10 protein-coding genes and 1 pseudogene are annotated in these 13642 nt (G+C 65.1%); all 11 read left to right on the top strand.

Going from position 1 to position 13642, the window contains the following annotated elements:
- Positions 1-3 precede the first annotated feature (3 nt).
- Entirely contained in the window at positions 4-561 is a 558-nt protein-coding gene (gene lptE / locus ACCD07_RS12905; protein ID WP_176655706.1) for an LPS assembly lipoprotein LptE, read from the top strand.
- A 9-nt stretch (positions 562-570) separates the two neighbouring features.
- Positions 571-1587, top strand: a complete 1017-nt coding sequence (holA, locus tag ACCD07_RS12910; RefSeq protein WP_413447546.1) for a DNA polymerase III subunit delta — start codon at positions 571-573, stop codon at positions 1585-1587.
- An 11-nt stretch (positions 1588-1598) separates the two neighbouring features.
- Entirely contained in the window at positions 1599-2864 is a 1266-nt protein-coding gene (locus ACCD07_RS12915; protein WP_413447547.1) for a glutamate-5-semialdehyde dehydrogenase, read from the top strand.
- 8 nt (positions 2865-2872) lie between these two features.
- Entirely contained in the window at positions 2873-3289 is a 417-nt protein-coding gene (locus ACCD07_RS12920) for a CopD family protein (RefSeq protein WP_176655703.1), read from the top strand.
- A gap of 10 nt (positions 3290-3299) precedes the next feature.
- Positions 3300-3902 (top strand): 2-hydroxychromene-2-carboxylate isomerase, encoded by a 603-nt coding sequence (locus ACCD07_RS12925; protein WP_353404344.1) that lies wholly within the window; start codon positions 3300-3302, stop codon positions 3900-3902.
- A gap of 54 nt (positions 3903-3956) precedes the next feature.
- Positions 3957-5159 (top strand): THUMP domain-containing class I SAM-dependent RNA methyltransferase, encoded by a 1203-nt coding sequence (locus ACCD07_RS12930; RefSeq protein WP_413447548.1) that lies wholly within the window; start codon positions 3957-3959, stop codon positions 5157-5159.
- 96 nt (positions 5160-5255) lie between these two features.
- The gene (locus ACCD07_RS12935) at positions 5256-6536 is read left to right on the top strand and encodes a multidrug effflux MFS transporter (protein WP_176655701.1); all 1281 of its coding nucleotides are present in this window, start codon (positions 5256-5258) and stop codon (positions 6534-6536) included.
- A gap of 183 nt (positions 6537-6719) precedes the next feature.
- Positions 6720-8813, top strand: a complete 2094-nt coding sequence (locus ACCD07_RS12940; protein WP_176655700.1) for an HDOD domain-containing protein — start codon at positions 6720-6722, stop codon at positions 8811-8813.
- A 4-nt stretch (positions 8814-8817) separates the two neighbouring features.
- Entirely contained in the window at positions 8818-11094 is a 2277-nt protein-coding gene (locus ACCD07_RS12945) for a putative bifunctional diguanylate cyclase/phosphodiesterase (protein WP_176655699.1), read from the top strand.
- Between the two features lie 6 nt (positions 11095-11100).
- Entirely contained in the window at positions 11101-12696 is a 1596-nt protein-coding gene (locus ACCD07_RS12950; protein WP_176655698.1) for an SEL1-like repeat protein, read from the top strand.
- 81 nt (positions 12697-12777) lie between these two features.
- Positions 12778-13642, top strand: a pseudogene (locus tag ACCD07_RS12955) (flagellin); the annotation flags it as partial.

A 13642-nucleotide genomic window follows, 5' to 3' on the forward strand; every position in this document is an offset into this window, starting at 1 on the left:
AACATGGCGACTACTTCGAATCTGTTCCGGCGCGGCCGGCTCTGGGCGGCGCTGCTGGCGCTGTCGCTGGTGCTGTCGGCGTGCGGCTTCCATCTGCGCGGCGACGGCGGCCATTACACGCTGCCGTTCCCGACGATGTATGTCGGGCTGCCGGAGTCGTCGCCGCTGGCGATCGATTTGAAGCGCAACATCCGCGCCAACGGCGGCACGACGATCGTCAATTCGCCCAAGGACGCCGACGGCGTGATCGAAGTGATTTCCGATCCGGAGAAGACCCGCACCAAGTCCATCCTGTCGCTGAACAGCAATGGCCGCGTGCGTCAGTATCTGCTGTCGTACAACATCGTGTTCCGCGTGCTGGACAAACAGGGCAAGGAGCTGCTGGGGAACACCCAGCTGCTGCTGACCCGCCCGATCGACTTCAACGAAACCCAGTTGCTGGCGAAGGAGCAGGAAGAAGCGCTGCTGTACAAGGATATGCAGACCGACCTGGTGCAGCAGATGATGCGCCGTATCGCGGCCATCAAGGTGCCGCAGGTTTCGCTGCCGCCGAAGGCGTAAGGACGCGCGATGCAATTAAGGTTGGAAGCGCTGGACGGCCATCTGAGCAAATCGCTGTCGCAGCTGTACGTCATTACCAGCGACGAGCATTTGCTGGCGCTGGAGGCGGCCGACAAGATCCGCAAGACGGCGCGCGCGCAAGGCTATTCCGAGCGCGACGTGCTGACCGTGGAGCGCAGCTTCAAGTGGGGCGAGCTGCTGGCGGCCAACCAGGCGCTGTCGCTGTTCGGCGACAAGAAGCTGATCGAGCTGCGCATCCCGACCGGCAAGCCGGGCAAGGATGGCGGCGCGGCGCTGCAGAATTATGTGAAGGATCTGAGTCCGGACAACCTGACCCTGATCACGCTGCCCAAGCTGGACTGGCAGACGCAGAAGGCGGCCTGGGTCGCCAGCCTGCAACAAGCCGCGGTGTATATCGACATCGTGCAGGTGGAACGGGCGCAGTTGCCCAATTGGATAGGCCAGCGCCTTGCCGCACAAGGGCAGAGCGCGGACCGGCAGAGCATCGATTTCATCGCCGATCGCGTTGAAGGCAACCTGCTTGCGGCCCATCAGGAGATACAGAAACTGGCCTTGCTGCACGAGCCGGGCAAGCTGACCTACGAGCAGGTGCACGATGCGGTGCTGAACGTGGCGCGTTACGACGTGTTCAAGCTCAGCGAAGCGATGCTGTCGGGCGATCCGGCGCGTCTGGTGCGCATGCTGGAAGGCTTGAAGGGCGAGGGCGAAGCGCTGCCGCTGGTGCTGTGGGCCGTGTCGGAGGAAATCCGCACGCTGCTCAAGCTCAAGTCGGGCATGGCGCAGGGCCGTCCGCTGGGTGCGCTGCTCAAGGAGTATCGTATCTGGGGACCGAAGGAACGCATGATGGAGCCGGCGCTGCGCCGCATCTCGCTGCCTGTACTGGAGGCGGCGATGAAGGACGCGGCGCAGGTCGACAAGATGATCAAGGGCTTGCGCGCCAAAGCGCATGCCGGCGACGCGTGGGATTCGATGCTGCAGTTGGCACTGAAGGTCGCGCGCGGTTAGGAAAGCTGACGATGGATATCAAGCACTACATGGAACAACTGGGCCAGCAGGCGCGCAAGGCATCGCGCGCCATGGCCCGCGCCGACAGCGCCACGCGCAACCGCGCGCTGACGCTGATCGCCGATGCGATCGAGCGCGACGCCGCACAACTGCGCGCCGCGAACCAACTGGATATGGACGCGGCGGCCGCCAACGGCCTGGCGCCGGCCATGCTGGACCGCCTGGCGCTGTCCGACAAGGCCATCGCCACGATGGTGGAAGGCCTGCGCCAGATCGTCGCGCTGCCGGACCCCATCGGTGAAATCTCCGGCTTGAAATTCCGCCCGTCGGGCATCCAAGTGGGCCAGATGCGCGTGCCGCTGGGCGTGATCGGCATCATCTACGAGTCGCGTCCGAACGTCACGGTCGATGCGGCGGGGCTGTGCATCAAGAGCGGCAACGCAACCATCCTGCGCGGCGGCTCGGAAGCGATCCATTGCAACCGCGCGCTGGCCAAGCTGGTCAAGGAAGGTTTGGCCGGCGCGGGCCTGCCGGAGGATGGCGTGCAGGTCGTGGACACCACCGACCGCGCCGCCGTTGGCGCGCTGATCACGATGCCGGAGTACGTGGACGTCATCGTCCCGCGCGGCGGCAAGGGCCTGATCGCGCGCCTGATGGAAGAGGCCACCGTGCCGATGATCAAGCATCTGGACGGCATCTGCCACGTCTACATCGACGCCAGGGCCGATTTGAAGAAGGCGGTCGACATCGGCTTCAACGCCAAGTGTCACCGCTACGGCACCTGCAACACCATGGAAACGCTGCTGGTGGCGCGTGCGATCGCGCCGGCGGTGCTGCCGGAGCTGGCCAAACTGTACGCCACCAAACAGGTCGAGCTGCGCGCCGACGCGGAAGCGGCGGCGATCCTGACGGGCTACCCGCATCTGGCGGCGGCCACCGAGGAAGACTGGTCGACCGAGTACCTGGCGGCCATCCTGTCGGTGAAGATCGTCGACGGTATCGACGAGGCGATGGAGCACATCAACAAGTACTCGTCGAAGCACACGGAAGCCATCATCACGGAAGACCATACGGCCGCGATGCGCTTCCTGCGCGAAGTCGATTCGGCCTCGGTGATGATCAACGCCTCGACCCGCTTCGCCGACGGTTTCGAATACGGCCTGGGCGCCGAAATTGGCATCTCGAACGACAAGCTGCACGCGCGCGGCCCGGTCGGGCTGGAAGGTTTGACTTCGCTGAAGTACGTCGTGTTCGGTCACGGCGAAATCCGTCAATAAAGGAAGCCATGCTCTGGATTAAAGCGCTGCACATATTCTTCGTCATTGCCTGGATGGCCGGCGTGTTCTACCTGCCGCGCATCTTCGTCAACCTGGCGATGGAGACCGACAAGGCCGCCACCGCGCGCCTGCTGCTCATGGCGCGCAAGCTGTATCGCTTCTCGATGTGGCTGTCGGTGTTTGCGGTGGTGTTCGGCGCGATCCTGGTCTATATGCAGTACGGCGCGCAGATGCCGCACTGGCTGCATGCGAAGCTGTTCTTCGTGGTGCTGGTGATCGGCTACCACCACGCGTGCGGCGGCATGCTGAAGAAGTTCGAGAAGGGGGCTAATACCCGCAGCCACAAGTGGTATCGCGTGTTTAATGAAATGCCGGTGTTTTTGATGCTGGCGATCGTGCTGCTGGTAGTCGTCAAACCATTCTGATCGGAGCGTCATGAGCAAAGTTTGCCAGTATTTTTTCGCCACCCATTCGCCGTGGGCCTACATGGGCCATGACCGCCTGGTTGAGATGGCGCGCCGGCATGGCGTGCAGATCGAGGTCAAGCCTTTCGACCTGGGCAAGGTGTTCGGCGTGTCCGGCGGCCTGCCGCTGGCCAAGCGCGCGCCGCAGCGCCAGGCTTACCGGCTGCTGGAGCTGACGCGCTGGTCGGATTTTCTCGGCATTCCGCTGAATGTGCAGCCGAAGTTCTTCCCGGTGTCGCCGGAGTTGTCGAACAAGATGGTGGTGGCGGCGCGCCTGACGCACGGCGTCGACGTGGCGCTGGCGCTGTCGTTCGCCGTCATGCGCGCGCTGTGGGCGGAGGACAAGAATATCGGCGACGAAGACACGCTGGCGCAGATCGCCGGCAGCTGCGGCCTCGATGGCCGCGCGCTGATCAAATCGGCGGAAACGGCCAGCGTGCAGGCCGAGTACGACCGCAACACGGAAGATGCGACGGCGGCCAGCGTATTCGGCTCGCCGTGGTATGTGCTGGATGGAGAAAGCTTCTGGGGCCAGGACCGCCTGGACTTCCTGGAGCGGGCAATGCAGAAGTAAACGCGCCGCGCCACTCGGGCGGCGCGCATTTTTTAACGGACAAAAGGTACACCTATGGCATCCTATTTTTGCCCATGCCCGCGCGGCATGGAAGCGGCGTTGGCCGAAGAGCTGGGCGAGATCGCCCAACTCAGCACCACCATGAAGGTGCACAACCAGGTTCCGGGCGGCGTGCACTGCTCGGGCGACCTGCTTGATTCCTACCGCATCAACCTGCACTCGCGCATCGCCTCGCGCGTGCTGATGCGCATGGCCGTCACCGGCTACCAGAACGAGAACGACATCTACGACCTGGTGCTGGCGCAGCCGTGGGAAGACTGGTTCACCTACGACCATACCATCCGCGTCGACGTCACCGCCGTGAAGTCGCCGCTGAAAAGCCTGGAGTTCACCACGCTGAAGATCAAGGACGCCATCTGCGACCGCTTCCGCGACCAGTTCGACAAGCGTCCCTCGGTCAACACCAAGGAGCCGGACATGCGCATCGTCGGCTTCCTCGACGCGCGCCAGTTCATCATCTATCTCGACACCTCGGGCGAGGCGCTGTTCAAGCGCGGCTGGCGCGAGGAAACCGGCGACGCGCCGCTGCGCGAGAACCTGGCCGCCGGCCTGCTGCGCGTGTCGGGCTGGAAGCCGGGCATGCCGCTGTTCGACCCGATGTGCGGCTCCGGCACCATCCTGTGCGAAGCGGCGCAGATGGTGCAGGGCATACCGCCGGGCGCGCGCCGCCGCTTTGCCTTCGAAGCCTTCAACGACTTCGATCCGGCGCCGTGGAACGACATGAAGAATTCGATCAAGGCCAATCCGCTGCCTGAGTCGCCGACCATCTTCGGCTCCGACATCTCGGGCGACATGGTGGCGATGACGCGCCATAACCTGAAATGCGCCGGCATCATGTTCGACGTGCCGCTCAAGCAGATCGAGGCGCAGGAAGTGAAGGCGCCGACCGAGCAGCCGGGCATCCTGCTGACCAACCCGCCGTACGGAGAGCGTATCGGCGTGCGCGGCGACAGCACGCTGCCGGAAGACGAACTGGCGAGCAGCTTCTACTCGGCGCTGTCGACCACGCTCAAGCAGCGCTTCGCCGGCTGGACGGTGTTCCTGTTCACGGCGGACCTGGGCCTGCCCAAGCTGCTGCGCCTGAAGGAATCGCGCAAGACGCCGTTCTTCAACGGAGCGCTGGAATGCCGCTTGTTCCGCTTCGATATGGTGGCTGGCTTCAACCGCCGCGAAGCCGCCAAACCTAAAGAAGTCTAACCGCCTGACCCCGCGGGGCCGCGCGGGGCCGGCCCCCCCCCATCCTATGCGCCAGGAGTGGGGGTGACAGCATGCGCTCTCGAAGGAAAACGTTTTATGTTCCCTACGCCTCCCGCCAATATTCCTCCCGACCCCGCCGCGGACATTCCGCCGCCGCCGCCTTCGCACATGAGGGTGCTCTCCGCCGGCGCGCTGGCCGCCACGCTGGCCGCGTTGTCGATGCTGGGGCCTTTCTCGATCGACGCCTATCTGCCGGCCTTCCCCAACATCCAGGCCACGCTGCATGCCAGCGCTATCGAGGTCCAGCAAAGCCTGACCTTCTACATGCTGTCCTTTGCCTGCATGGTGCTGTGGCACGGCGCGCTGTCGGACGCTTTCGGCCGCCGCAACGTGATCCTGGTGTCGCTGGTGACGTTCACCATCGGCACGCTGGGCTGCGCCGCCGCGCACACGGTCCAGTACCTGTGGGTGTTCCGCATCCTGCAGGGCGTATCGGCGGGCGCCGGGGTGGTGGTCGGCCGCGCCATCATCCGCGACCTGTATGAGGATGCCGCCGCCGCGCGCCTGCTGTCGATGGTGACGATGATCTTCTCGATCGCGCCGGCCATCGCGCCGATACTGGGCGGCTGGGTGGTCACGCTGTTCGACTGGCGCGCCATCTTCCTGGCGCTGCTGGCCTACAGCGTGCTGCTGTTCATCTACTGCTACCGCCGCCTGCCGGAAACGCTGCCGAAGGAAAAGCGCCATCCCTTCAATCCGCGCTTCCTGCTGCGCAATTACGGCGAAATCCTGCGCTCGCCGCTGTTCCACATGAAGTCCGGCGTGGTGGCGCTGAACTTCGCCGGATTGTTCCTGTATATCTCGTCGGCGCCGGTGTTCCTGCCCCAACACCTGGGCCTGGGGCCGGGCCAGTTCGGCTGGCTGTTCATTCCATCGGTGGCGGGGATCTTCCTCGGCGCGCTGGCGGCGAACCGGATTGCCGGAAAGATGACATTTTCGCGACAGATCGGCATCGGCTTTTGTTTCCTGCTGGCGGCATCGATATTTAACCTTTCATACCATGCGCTGATGCCCGCGTCGCTGCCGTGGTCGGTGGCGCCGATGTTCGTGTATGCCTTCGGCATGTCGCTCGTTGCCCCGGGGGCAACCTTGCTGGCGCTGGACCTGTTTCCGCATATCCGGGGGACGGTGGCATCCTGCCAGTCTTTCGCCGTGACCCTGCTGGGAGCGATGGTGGCGGGGGTGATTGCACCCTTTCTATCACATTCGGTGCTGTGGTTAGCCGCGGGACAGATGGCATTTAGTACCTCGGCTCTCGTTTTGTGGTTGACGTCGCGCTATTACCGGCGCATGCTTCTACGCCATCCGGTCCGATAATCATTAACGGCAGGAAATTCACTTAGTTTAGAAAGAAATCTTACTTGCTATTAAGTTACTACGAGACTTTATGTTAGTATAATTTTTTAATACAACGTTTCCTGGCCCCCAAGACCGCTTGATACGATGCATCAACCTGACCATGATATTCGCAATCGCCTGCTGATTGCCCGTCTGCCGGCAATGCCGCAGATACTCATTAAGTTGATTGAGCACTTGCAAGCCGACGACGCTGGCATGCCGGAGCTGGCCGCCCTCATCGCCAAGGACGCGGCGATGACCAGCAAGATACTCACCGTCGCCAACAGCTCGGCCTACCACCGCAACCAGCGCACGGTCGGCCTGGAGCAATCGCTGGTGTCGCTGGGCACCGACATGATCAAGACGCTGGTCATCAGCGAATCCGTGTTCCAGACCTTCAACAGCTTCCCCCATTCGGGCAGCACCGATCTGCGCGGCTTCTGGAAAGGTTCCCTCACCACCGCCGTCATCGCCCGCGACGTGGCCAAGAAGATGGAGTACCCGCACGTCGAGGAAGCCTACCTGGCCGGCCTGCTGCACAACGTCGGCCGGCTGGCGCTGCTGGCGACCGCGCCCAAGGAATACTCGTTCAACTTCACGGCGCGCGACGACGAGGATCTGTGCGCCGTCGAGCAGCGCACGCTGCAAATCACGCACTCGGAAGCGGGCGCCTGGCTGATCGAACGCTGGCACCTCGATTCCTTCCTGGCCGACAGCGTGCTGTATCACCACGAGCCGATTGCGCGCCTGGAGTCGGCGCATCCGCTGATCCGCATCGTGCGCCTGGCGCACCTGCTGTGCTTCCACGAGGGCGAGGAGGAGCAGGCCATCGAAGACGCCAGCCAGCTGTGCGGCCTCGACGCCGGGACGCTGGAACAGATCATCCGCAACGCCGCGCGCCAGGTGGAGAAGTCCGCCGCCTATCTGGGCATCGACCTGGCCGGCGCCGACGACATCCCGACGCCGGCCGCCTATGCGCCGCCGGCGGTTGATCCGGTGCAGCAGCGGCTGTCCGAGGAAGTGCGCAACATGGTGCTGGTGTCCGAGATGGGCCAGACCTTCGCGCGCCAGCAGGGCGAATCCGGCCTGCTGGAATCGATGACGCGCTCGGCGCGCATCCTGTTCGATTTCGAAAACGCCGTGGTGCTGATGGAGAATCCGACCGGCCATGCGCTGCACGGCATGGCCACCGGCGAGCACCTGCAGAAGCTGGCCGAATTCGTCATCCCGCTCAACAAGGGCGGCGTGGTGGCGGAATCGGCGCTGGAGCGCAAGCTGACCTACATCAGCCGCGAGTCGCCGACCTTGAACGTGGCGGAGGAACAGCTGTTCCGCATCCTCGGCAGCGAGGGCATGGTGTGCCTGCCGCTGGTGGCCAACCAGCGCTGCCTCGGCATCCTGATCGGCGGCGCGCCGGCCTGGCAGATGCCGTCGTTCCAGAAACGCGAGCGCTTCCTGCAGTCGTTCGGCACGCAGGCCGCGGCCGCGCTGGAAACGGCGATCAGCGAACGCGGTCACGCCCGGCGCCAGATCGCCCATGTGGCTGAAGAATACCGCGAAGCCTCGCGCCGCGTGGTGCACGAGGTGAACAACCCGCTGTCGATCATCAAGAACTACCTGTCCGTCCTCGACAGCAAGCTGGCCAAGCGCGAGCCGGTGGTGGGCGAGATGTCGATCCTGAACGAGGAAATCGACCGCGTCGGCCAGCTGATCAACGGCCTGGCCGACCTGCAGCCGACCGACGCCTCGCGCGTGACCGACGTCGCGCGCGTGGTCGACGACGTGCTGCGCCTGTTCCGCGCCACCGAGTTCGTGCCGGCTTCGGTGCAGATCGTGGTGCGCATGCAGGAGGAGCCGGCCGAGATCGACGGCGACGCCGACCTGCTCAAGCAGATCCTGGTCAACCTGATCAAGAACGCGGTCGAAGCGCTGACCGGCGGCGGCAAGATCGAAATATCGCATCGCGGTCACGTCAACCGCGAACGCAAACTGTATCTGGAGCTGGTGATCAGCGACACCGGACCGGGACTGTCGGCCGAAGTACTGGCCAACCTGTTCTCGGCGGTACGCAGCACCAAGGAAGGTGCGCACCATGGCCTGGGCCTGTCCATCGTCCATAGCCTGGTGAAGAAAATGCAGGGCCTGATTACCTGCCGATCCGGCAAAACGGGTACTACCTTTGAAATTCTGCTGCCCGCCCGTGGCAGCGCCAGTCAAATCACCGGCGTGCAAACGCGGGTGATGGATTCAGTTTAAGGCCATGATGAATCTTGTGAACCCTGACGACCACGCCCCCGTCGCCATTGCTACCGATAACTGCCCGCGCATCCTGCTCGTTGACGACGAGCCGCGCCTGCTGTCATCCCTGTACGAACTGCTGCGCGACCGCGACTACCACCTGGTGACCGCGACCTGCGGCAGTGAAGCGCTGGCCCAGCTGACCAGGCTCCAGTTCGACCTGATCCTGCTCGACCTGCGCCTGCCCGACATGAGCGGCCACGAGATCATGGACTTCATCAACGCCAAGGGCATCGACGGCGACGTCATCGTCATGAGCGGCGACGTCGGCATCGAGGCGGCGATCGGCGCGCTGAAACGCGGCGCCTACGACTACCTGCGCAAGCCCTACAGCCGCGAGGAGCTGCTCAAGACGGTGGAGAACGCGCTGCAGAAGCGCCGCCTGGCCATCGACAACGAGCGCATCGCCTCCAAGCTGGAAAACTCCGAGAAGATGTACCGCTACCTGGTGGACAGTTCACCGGACATCATCTACACGCTGAACCACGAGGGCAAGTTCACCTTCGTCAACGACCGCGTGCAGCAGCTGCTGGGCTTCACCCGCGAAGAGCTGATCGGCAAGCACTACTCGATCCTGGTGCACGACGAGGACCAGGAGCGCGCGCGCTACGCCTTCAACGAGCGCCGCGTCGACGAACGCGCCTCGCGCAACGTCGAGCTGCGCCTGAAGTGCAATACCGGCGGCGGCATCGAGCGCACCTTCAACAACACGCTGATGACGATCTCGCTCAACGCGATCGGCATGCACATCCCGGACCACGAGGTAAAGAAGCACGAATTCTTCGGCACCTACGGCGTCGCGCGCGACATCACCGACCGCAAGCGCGCCGAGGAAGTGATCTCCTACCAGGCCTACCACGACATCCTGACCGACCTGCCCAACCGCATGCTGTTCAAGGACCGCCTGGGCCTGGCCGTGATCCAGGCCAAGCGCAAGCTGACCGAGCTGGCCGTGATGTTCGTCGACCTGGACCGCTTCAAGCTGGTCAACGACACGCTGGGCCACGTCAAGGGCGACGAGCTGCTGCAGCAGGTGGCGCAGCGGCTCAAGGATTGCCTGCGCCGCGGCGACACGCTGGCGCGCCAGGGCGGCGACGAATTCACCATCGTGCTGCCCGAGCTGCGCGACCGCCAGGACGCCAAGTCCATCGCCGACAAGTTCCTCGAGAGCCTGCACAAGCCGTTCGACCTGGACGGCCACGAGGTGCACATCTCGGCCTCGATCGGCATCGCGATTTATCCGGGCGACGGCGAGACCATCGACGAGCTGCTGCGCCACGCGGACATCGCCATGTACCAGGTCAAGGCGCTGGGAAAGAACGGCCACAGCTTCTATCACAACTCGATGCTGGACGTGTCGCACCAGAAGATCGCGCTGGAGCAGAGCCTGCGCAAGGCGCTGGAACTGAACGAGCTGGAAATGTACTACCAGCCGCAGGTCGACGTGGCCAGCGGCCGCATCATCGGCGCCGAAGGCCTGATGCGCTGGAACCATCCGCAGCGCGGGCTGCTGTCGGCCGGCGAGTTCCTGCCGTTCGCCGAAGAGAACGGCCTGATGCTGCCGATCTCCGACTGGATGCTGGGCGCGCTGTGCCGCGACCTGCTGCAGTGGAACGCCGCCGGCGGCGAGGCGATCCGCCTGTCGCTGAACCTGTCGCCGCAATACCTCGACCGCGGCGACTTCTTCGAGAAGATGCGCGGCGCGCTGACGCGCTACGGCATTTCGCCGGCGCAGATCGAGGTCGAGATCACCGAGAACATCTGCATCCGCAATCCGCAGTACGCGATCGAGCAGCTCAACAAGCTTTGCCAGCTGGGCGTGTCGGTGGCGATCGACGATTTCGGCACCGGCTATTCGTCGCTGTCGTATCTGCACCGCTTCCCCATCCACACGATCAAGATCGACCAGTCCTTCGTCAAGGAGATCCACGACGAGAACGGCCACTACCCGGTGATCCTGGCGATCATTTCGATCGCGCGCGGCCTCGGCCTGCACCTGGTGGCCGAGGGCGTGGAAACCGACGTGCAGGCGCGCTACCTACAGGCCAACGGCTGCACCACGATGCAGGGCTATCTGTACCACCGCCCGATCTCGCTGACCAGCTTCATCGATGTGCTGCAGGCGCAGAACCTCGCATCGGTGCCGTCCATGGCGCATGGCCACGGCCACGCCGTGCTGCACGCGGTGCCCAGCGTCGACCCTCAACCTCAACCGACGATGATCGCGATCCAAGCCTAAGCCAGCATGACGAAATACGGTCCCAACGAAGCCGACGCGAACAACGGCAGCACCTACACAGCCGAATTCCTGCGCGTCAAAGGACTGGCCGAGCGCGGCGTCGCCAATGCCCAGCACAGCCTGGGCTTCATGTACTTCAACGGCCAGGGCGTGGCGCAGAGCTATGAGCTGGCCGTGGTCTGGTATCGCCAGGCCGCCAGCGCCGGCCTGGAACACGCGCAGTACAACCTGGGCGTGATGTACCAGAAGGGCCAGGGCGTCGAGCAGAACTACCAGGAGGCGGCGGCGTGGTACCAGCTGGCCGCCGAGCAGGGCTACGCGGCCGCCCAGTACAACCTGGGCTGGCTGTACGCCAAGGGCCAGGGAGTGGACGCGGACACGCAGAAAGCCATGCACTGGTTCAGCAAGGCGGCCGATCAGGGCGACGCCGGCGCGCAAAACAATCTCGGCATGATGTACGACACCGGCAAGGGCGTGCCGCAGGATTTCAAGCAGGCGATCTCCTGGTACCGCAAGGCGGCGGAGCAGGGCTATCCGCGCGCGCAGTTCAATCTGGGCCTGCGCTACGACAACGGCCAGGGCGTGCCACAGGACGTGGGCCAGGCGATGTCGTGGTACCGCAAGGCGGCCGACCAGGGCTACGCGCCGGCGCAGTTCAACTTGGCGCTGCGCTTCGACAAGGGCGACGGCATCGCGCAGGACAGCCAGAAGGCCATCCTGTGGTATCGCCGCGCGGCAGAGCAGGATCACGCCAGCTCCCAGTTCAACTTGGGCCTGATCTACGACAACGGCCAGGGCGTGCCGCGCGACGAGCAGAAGGCGCTGGACTGGTACCGCAAGGCGGCAGAACAGGGCCATGCGGCGGCGCAGAACAACCTGGGCCTGCGCTACGACCACGGGCAGGGCGTGCCGCAGGATTACGAGCAGGCGCAGTTCTGGTACCGCAAGGCGGCCGAGCAGGGCTTCCCCGGCGCGCAATACCATCTGGGCATGCTGTACGACGCCGGCCACGGCGTGGTGCAGGATCCGCAGGAGGCGATCTTCTGGTACCGCAAGGCGGCCGACCAGGGCCACCTGCGCGCGCAGTTCGATCTCGGCCTGCGCTATGAAACGGGACGCGGTGTGCCGCGCGACGAACGCAAGGCGATGGGCTGGTACCGCCGCGCCGCCGAGCAGGATTACGCGGCGGCCCAGTACAGCCTCGGCCTGCTGTTCGACAAGGACGACGGTCCGCAGCCCGACTGCGCGCAGGCCAACGCCTGGTACGCGAAGGCGGCGGAGCAGGGCCACGCGCTGGCGCAATTCACGCTGGGCCTGCGCTACGACAACGGCCAGGGCCTGGCGCAGGATTACGCGCAGGCGCACCACTGGTACCTGAAGGCCGCCGGCCAGGGCCACGCGCGGGCGCAGTTCAACCTCGGGTTGATGCTGATGTTCGGCCAGGGCGTGCGCGCCGATATCGGCCAGGCATGGATATGGCTGGCGATGGCCGACCGCGCCGGCTTTACCGCGGCCGCCCGCTATCTGAAAACTGCCGCCGCCCGCATGGACGGCGAGCAGCTGGCGCAGGCGCGCGAGCGGCTGGAGCTGTTGCCCGGCTGAGCCGGCGTCTCAAGTCTTCGGCGTTTCCGCCGTTAGTTAACCGACAACCGCGATTCCGCGGTTGCGACGCTAACGGCCGGCATGCAGATCAACACCAACCTCTCCTCCCTGAACGCCCAGCGCAGCTATGCGCGCTCGGGCGAGGACGTTGCTGCGCGCCTGCAAAAGCTCTCCAGCGGCCTGCGCATCAACTCCGCGCGCGACGATGCCGCCGGGCTGGCCGTCAGCGAGCGCATGACGGCCGGCGTCAACGGCCTGCACCGCGCCAGGCAAAATATCAACGATGGCATTTCGCTACTGCAGGTGGCCGACGGCGCGGCCGCGCAGTTGCTGGACAACTTCCAGCGCATGCGCGAGCTGGCGGTGCAGGCGGCCAACGACACCAACAGCCAGGGCGACCGCGCGGCGATCCAGATCGAGGCCAACGCGCTGGCCGCCTCCAACCAGGACATCGCCGCCGGCGCGCGCTACAACAACATCGGCCTGCTGGACGGCAGCTACTCGCAGCAGCTGCAAGTGGGCGCGGAAGCCAGCCAGACCATGATGCTGACGATACCGCGCGCGATCATCCAGCCGGGCTTTGAGAAGACGATGGCCGACCTGGCGCCGCAGCAGGCGACGGCGGCCGGCACCACGGTGCTGGGAGCGATACAGTACGGCGACGTGGTGATCAACAACAAGGTGGTGGGCGCCTCGGCTGCCGGCGCTCTGCCGGGACAAAGCGCCGGCAGCGCCTATGCGGTGGCGGCGGCGGTCAACGCGGCCAATATCCGCAACGTCTCGGCGTCGGCGTCGACCACGCTCGATGGCGCGGTCGGCGCCGCCGGCGCGGGGGGGGGGGGGCGCGGGTGGGGAAAAACCGGGGGGATAAGGGGCCCCGCCGCGGGGGGGGGGGCCCCCCCCCCCGCGCCCGGCCCCCCCCCCCCCCCCCCCCGCCACCCCCCCC

Origin of the sequence: Duganella sp. Dugasp56 (assembly GCF_047304105.1) — a bacterium.
In the GTDB taxonomy this organism is placed as follows: Bacteria; Pseudomonadota; Gammaproteobacteria; order Burkholderiales; family Burkholderiaceae_D; genus Rugamonas; species Rugamonas hordei.

What these genes read in the sequence shown, in the direction of transcription:
- ACCD07_RS12935 (WP_176655701.1), top strand. Translation starts at nt 5,256, where the DNA reads ATGTTCCCTACGCCTCCCGCCAATATTCCTCCCGACCCCGCCGCGGAC.
- lptE (WP_176655706.1), top strand. Translation starts at nt 4, where the DNA reads ATGGCGACTACTTCGAATCTGTTCCGGCGCGGCCGGCTCTGGGCGGCG.
- ACCD07_RS12950 (WP_176655698.1), top strand. Translation starts at nt 11,101, where the DNA reads ATGACGAAATACGGTCCCAACGAAGCCGACGCGAACAACGGCAGCACC.
- ACCD07_RS12945 (WP_176655699.1), top strand. Translation starts at nt 8,818, where the DNA reads ATGATGAATCTTGTGAACCCTGACGACCACGCCCCCGTCGCCATTGCT.
- ACCD07_RS12915 (WP_413447547.1), top strand. Translation starts at nt 1,599, where the DNA reads ATGGATATCAAGCACTACATGGAACAACTGGGCCAGCAGGCGCGCAAG.
- ACCD07_RS12930 (WP_413447548.1), top strand. Translation starts at nt 3,957, where the DNA reads ATGGCATCCTATTTTTGCCCATGCCCGCGCGGCATGGAAGCGGCGTTG.
- ACCD07_RS12925 (WP_353404344.1), top strand. Translation starts at nt 3,300, where the DNA reads ATGAGCAAAGTTTGCCAGTATTTTTTCGCCACCCATTCGCCGTGGGCC.
- ACCD07_RS12920 (WP_176655703.1), top strand. Translation starts at nt 2,873, where the DNA reads ATGCTCTGGATTAAAGCGCTGCACATATTCTTCGTCATTGCCTGGATG.
- ACCD07_RS12940 (WP_176655700.1), top strand. Translation starts at nt 6,720, where the DNA reads ATGCCGCAGATACTCATTAAGTTGATTGAGCACTTGCAAGCCGACGAC.
- holA (WP_413447546.1), top strand. Translation starts at nt 571, where the DNA reads ATGCAATTAAGGTTGGAAGCGCTGGACGGCCATCTGAGCAAATCGCTG.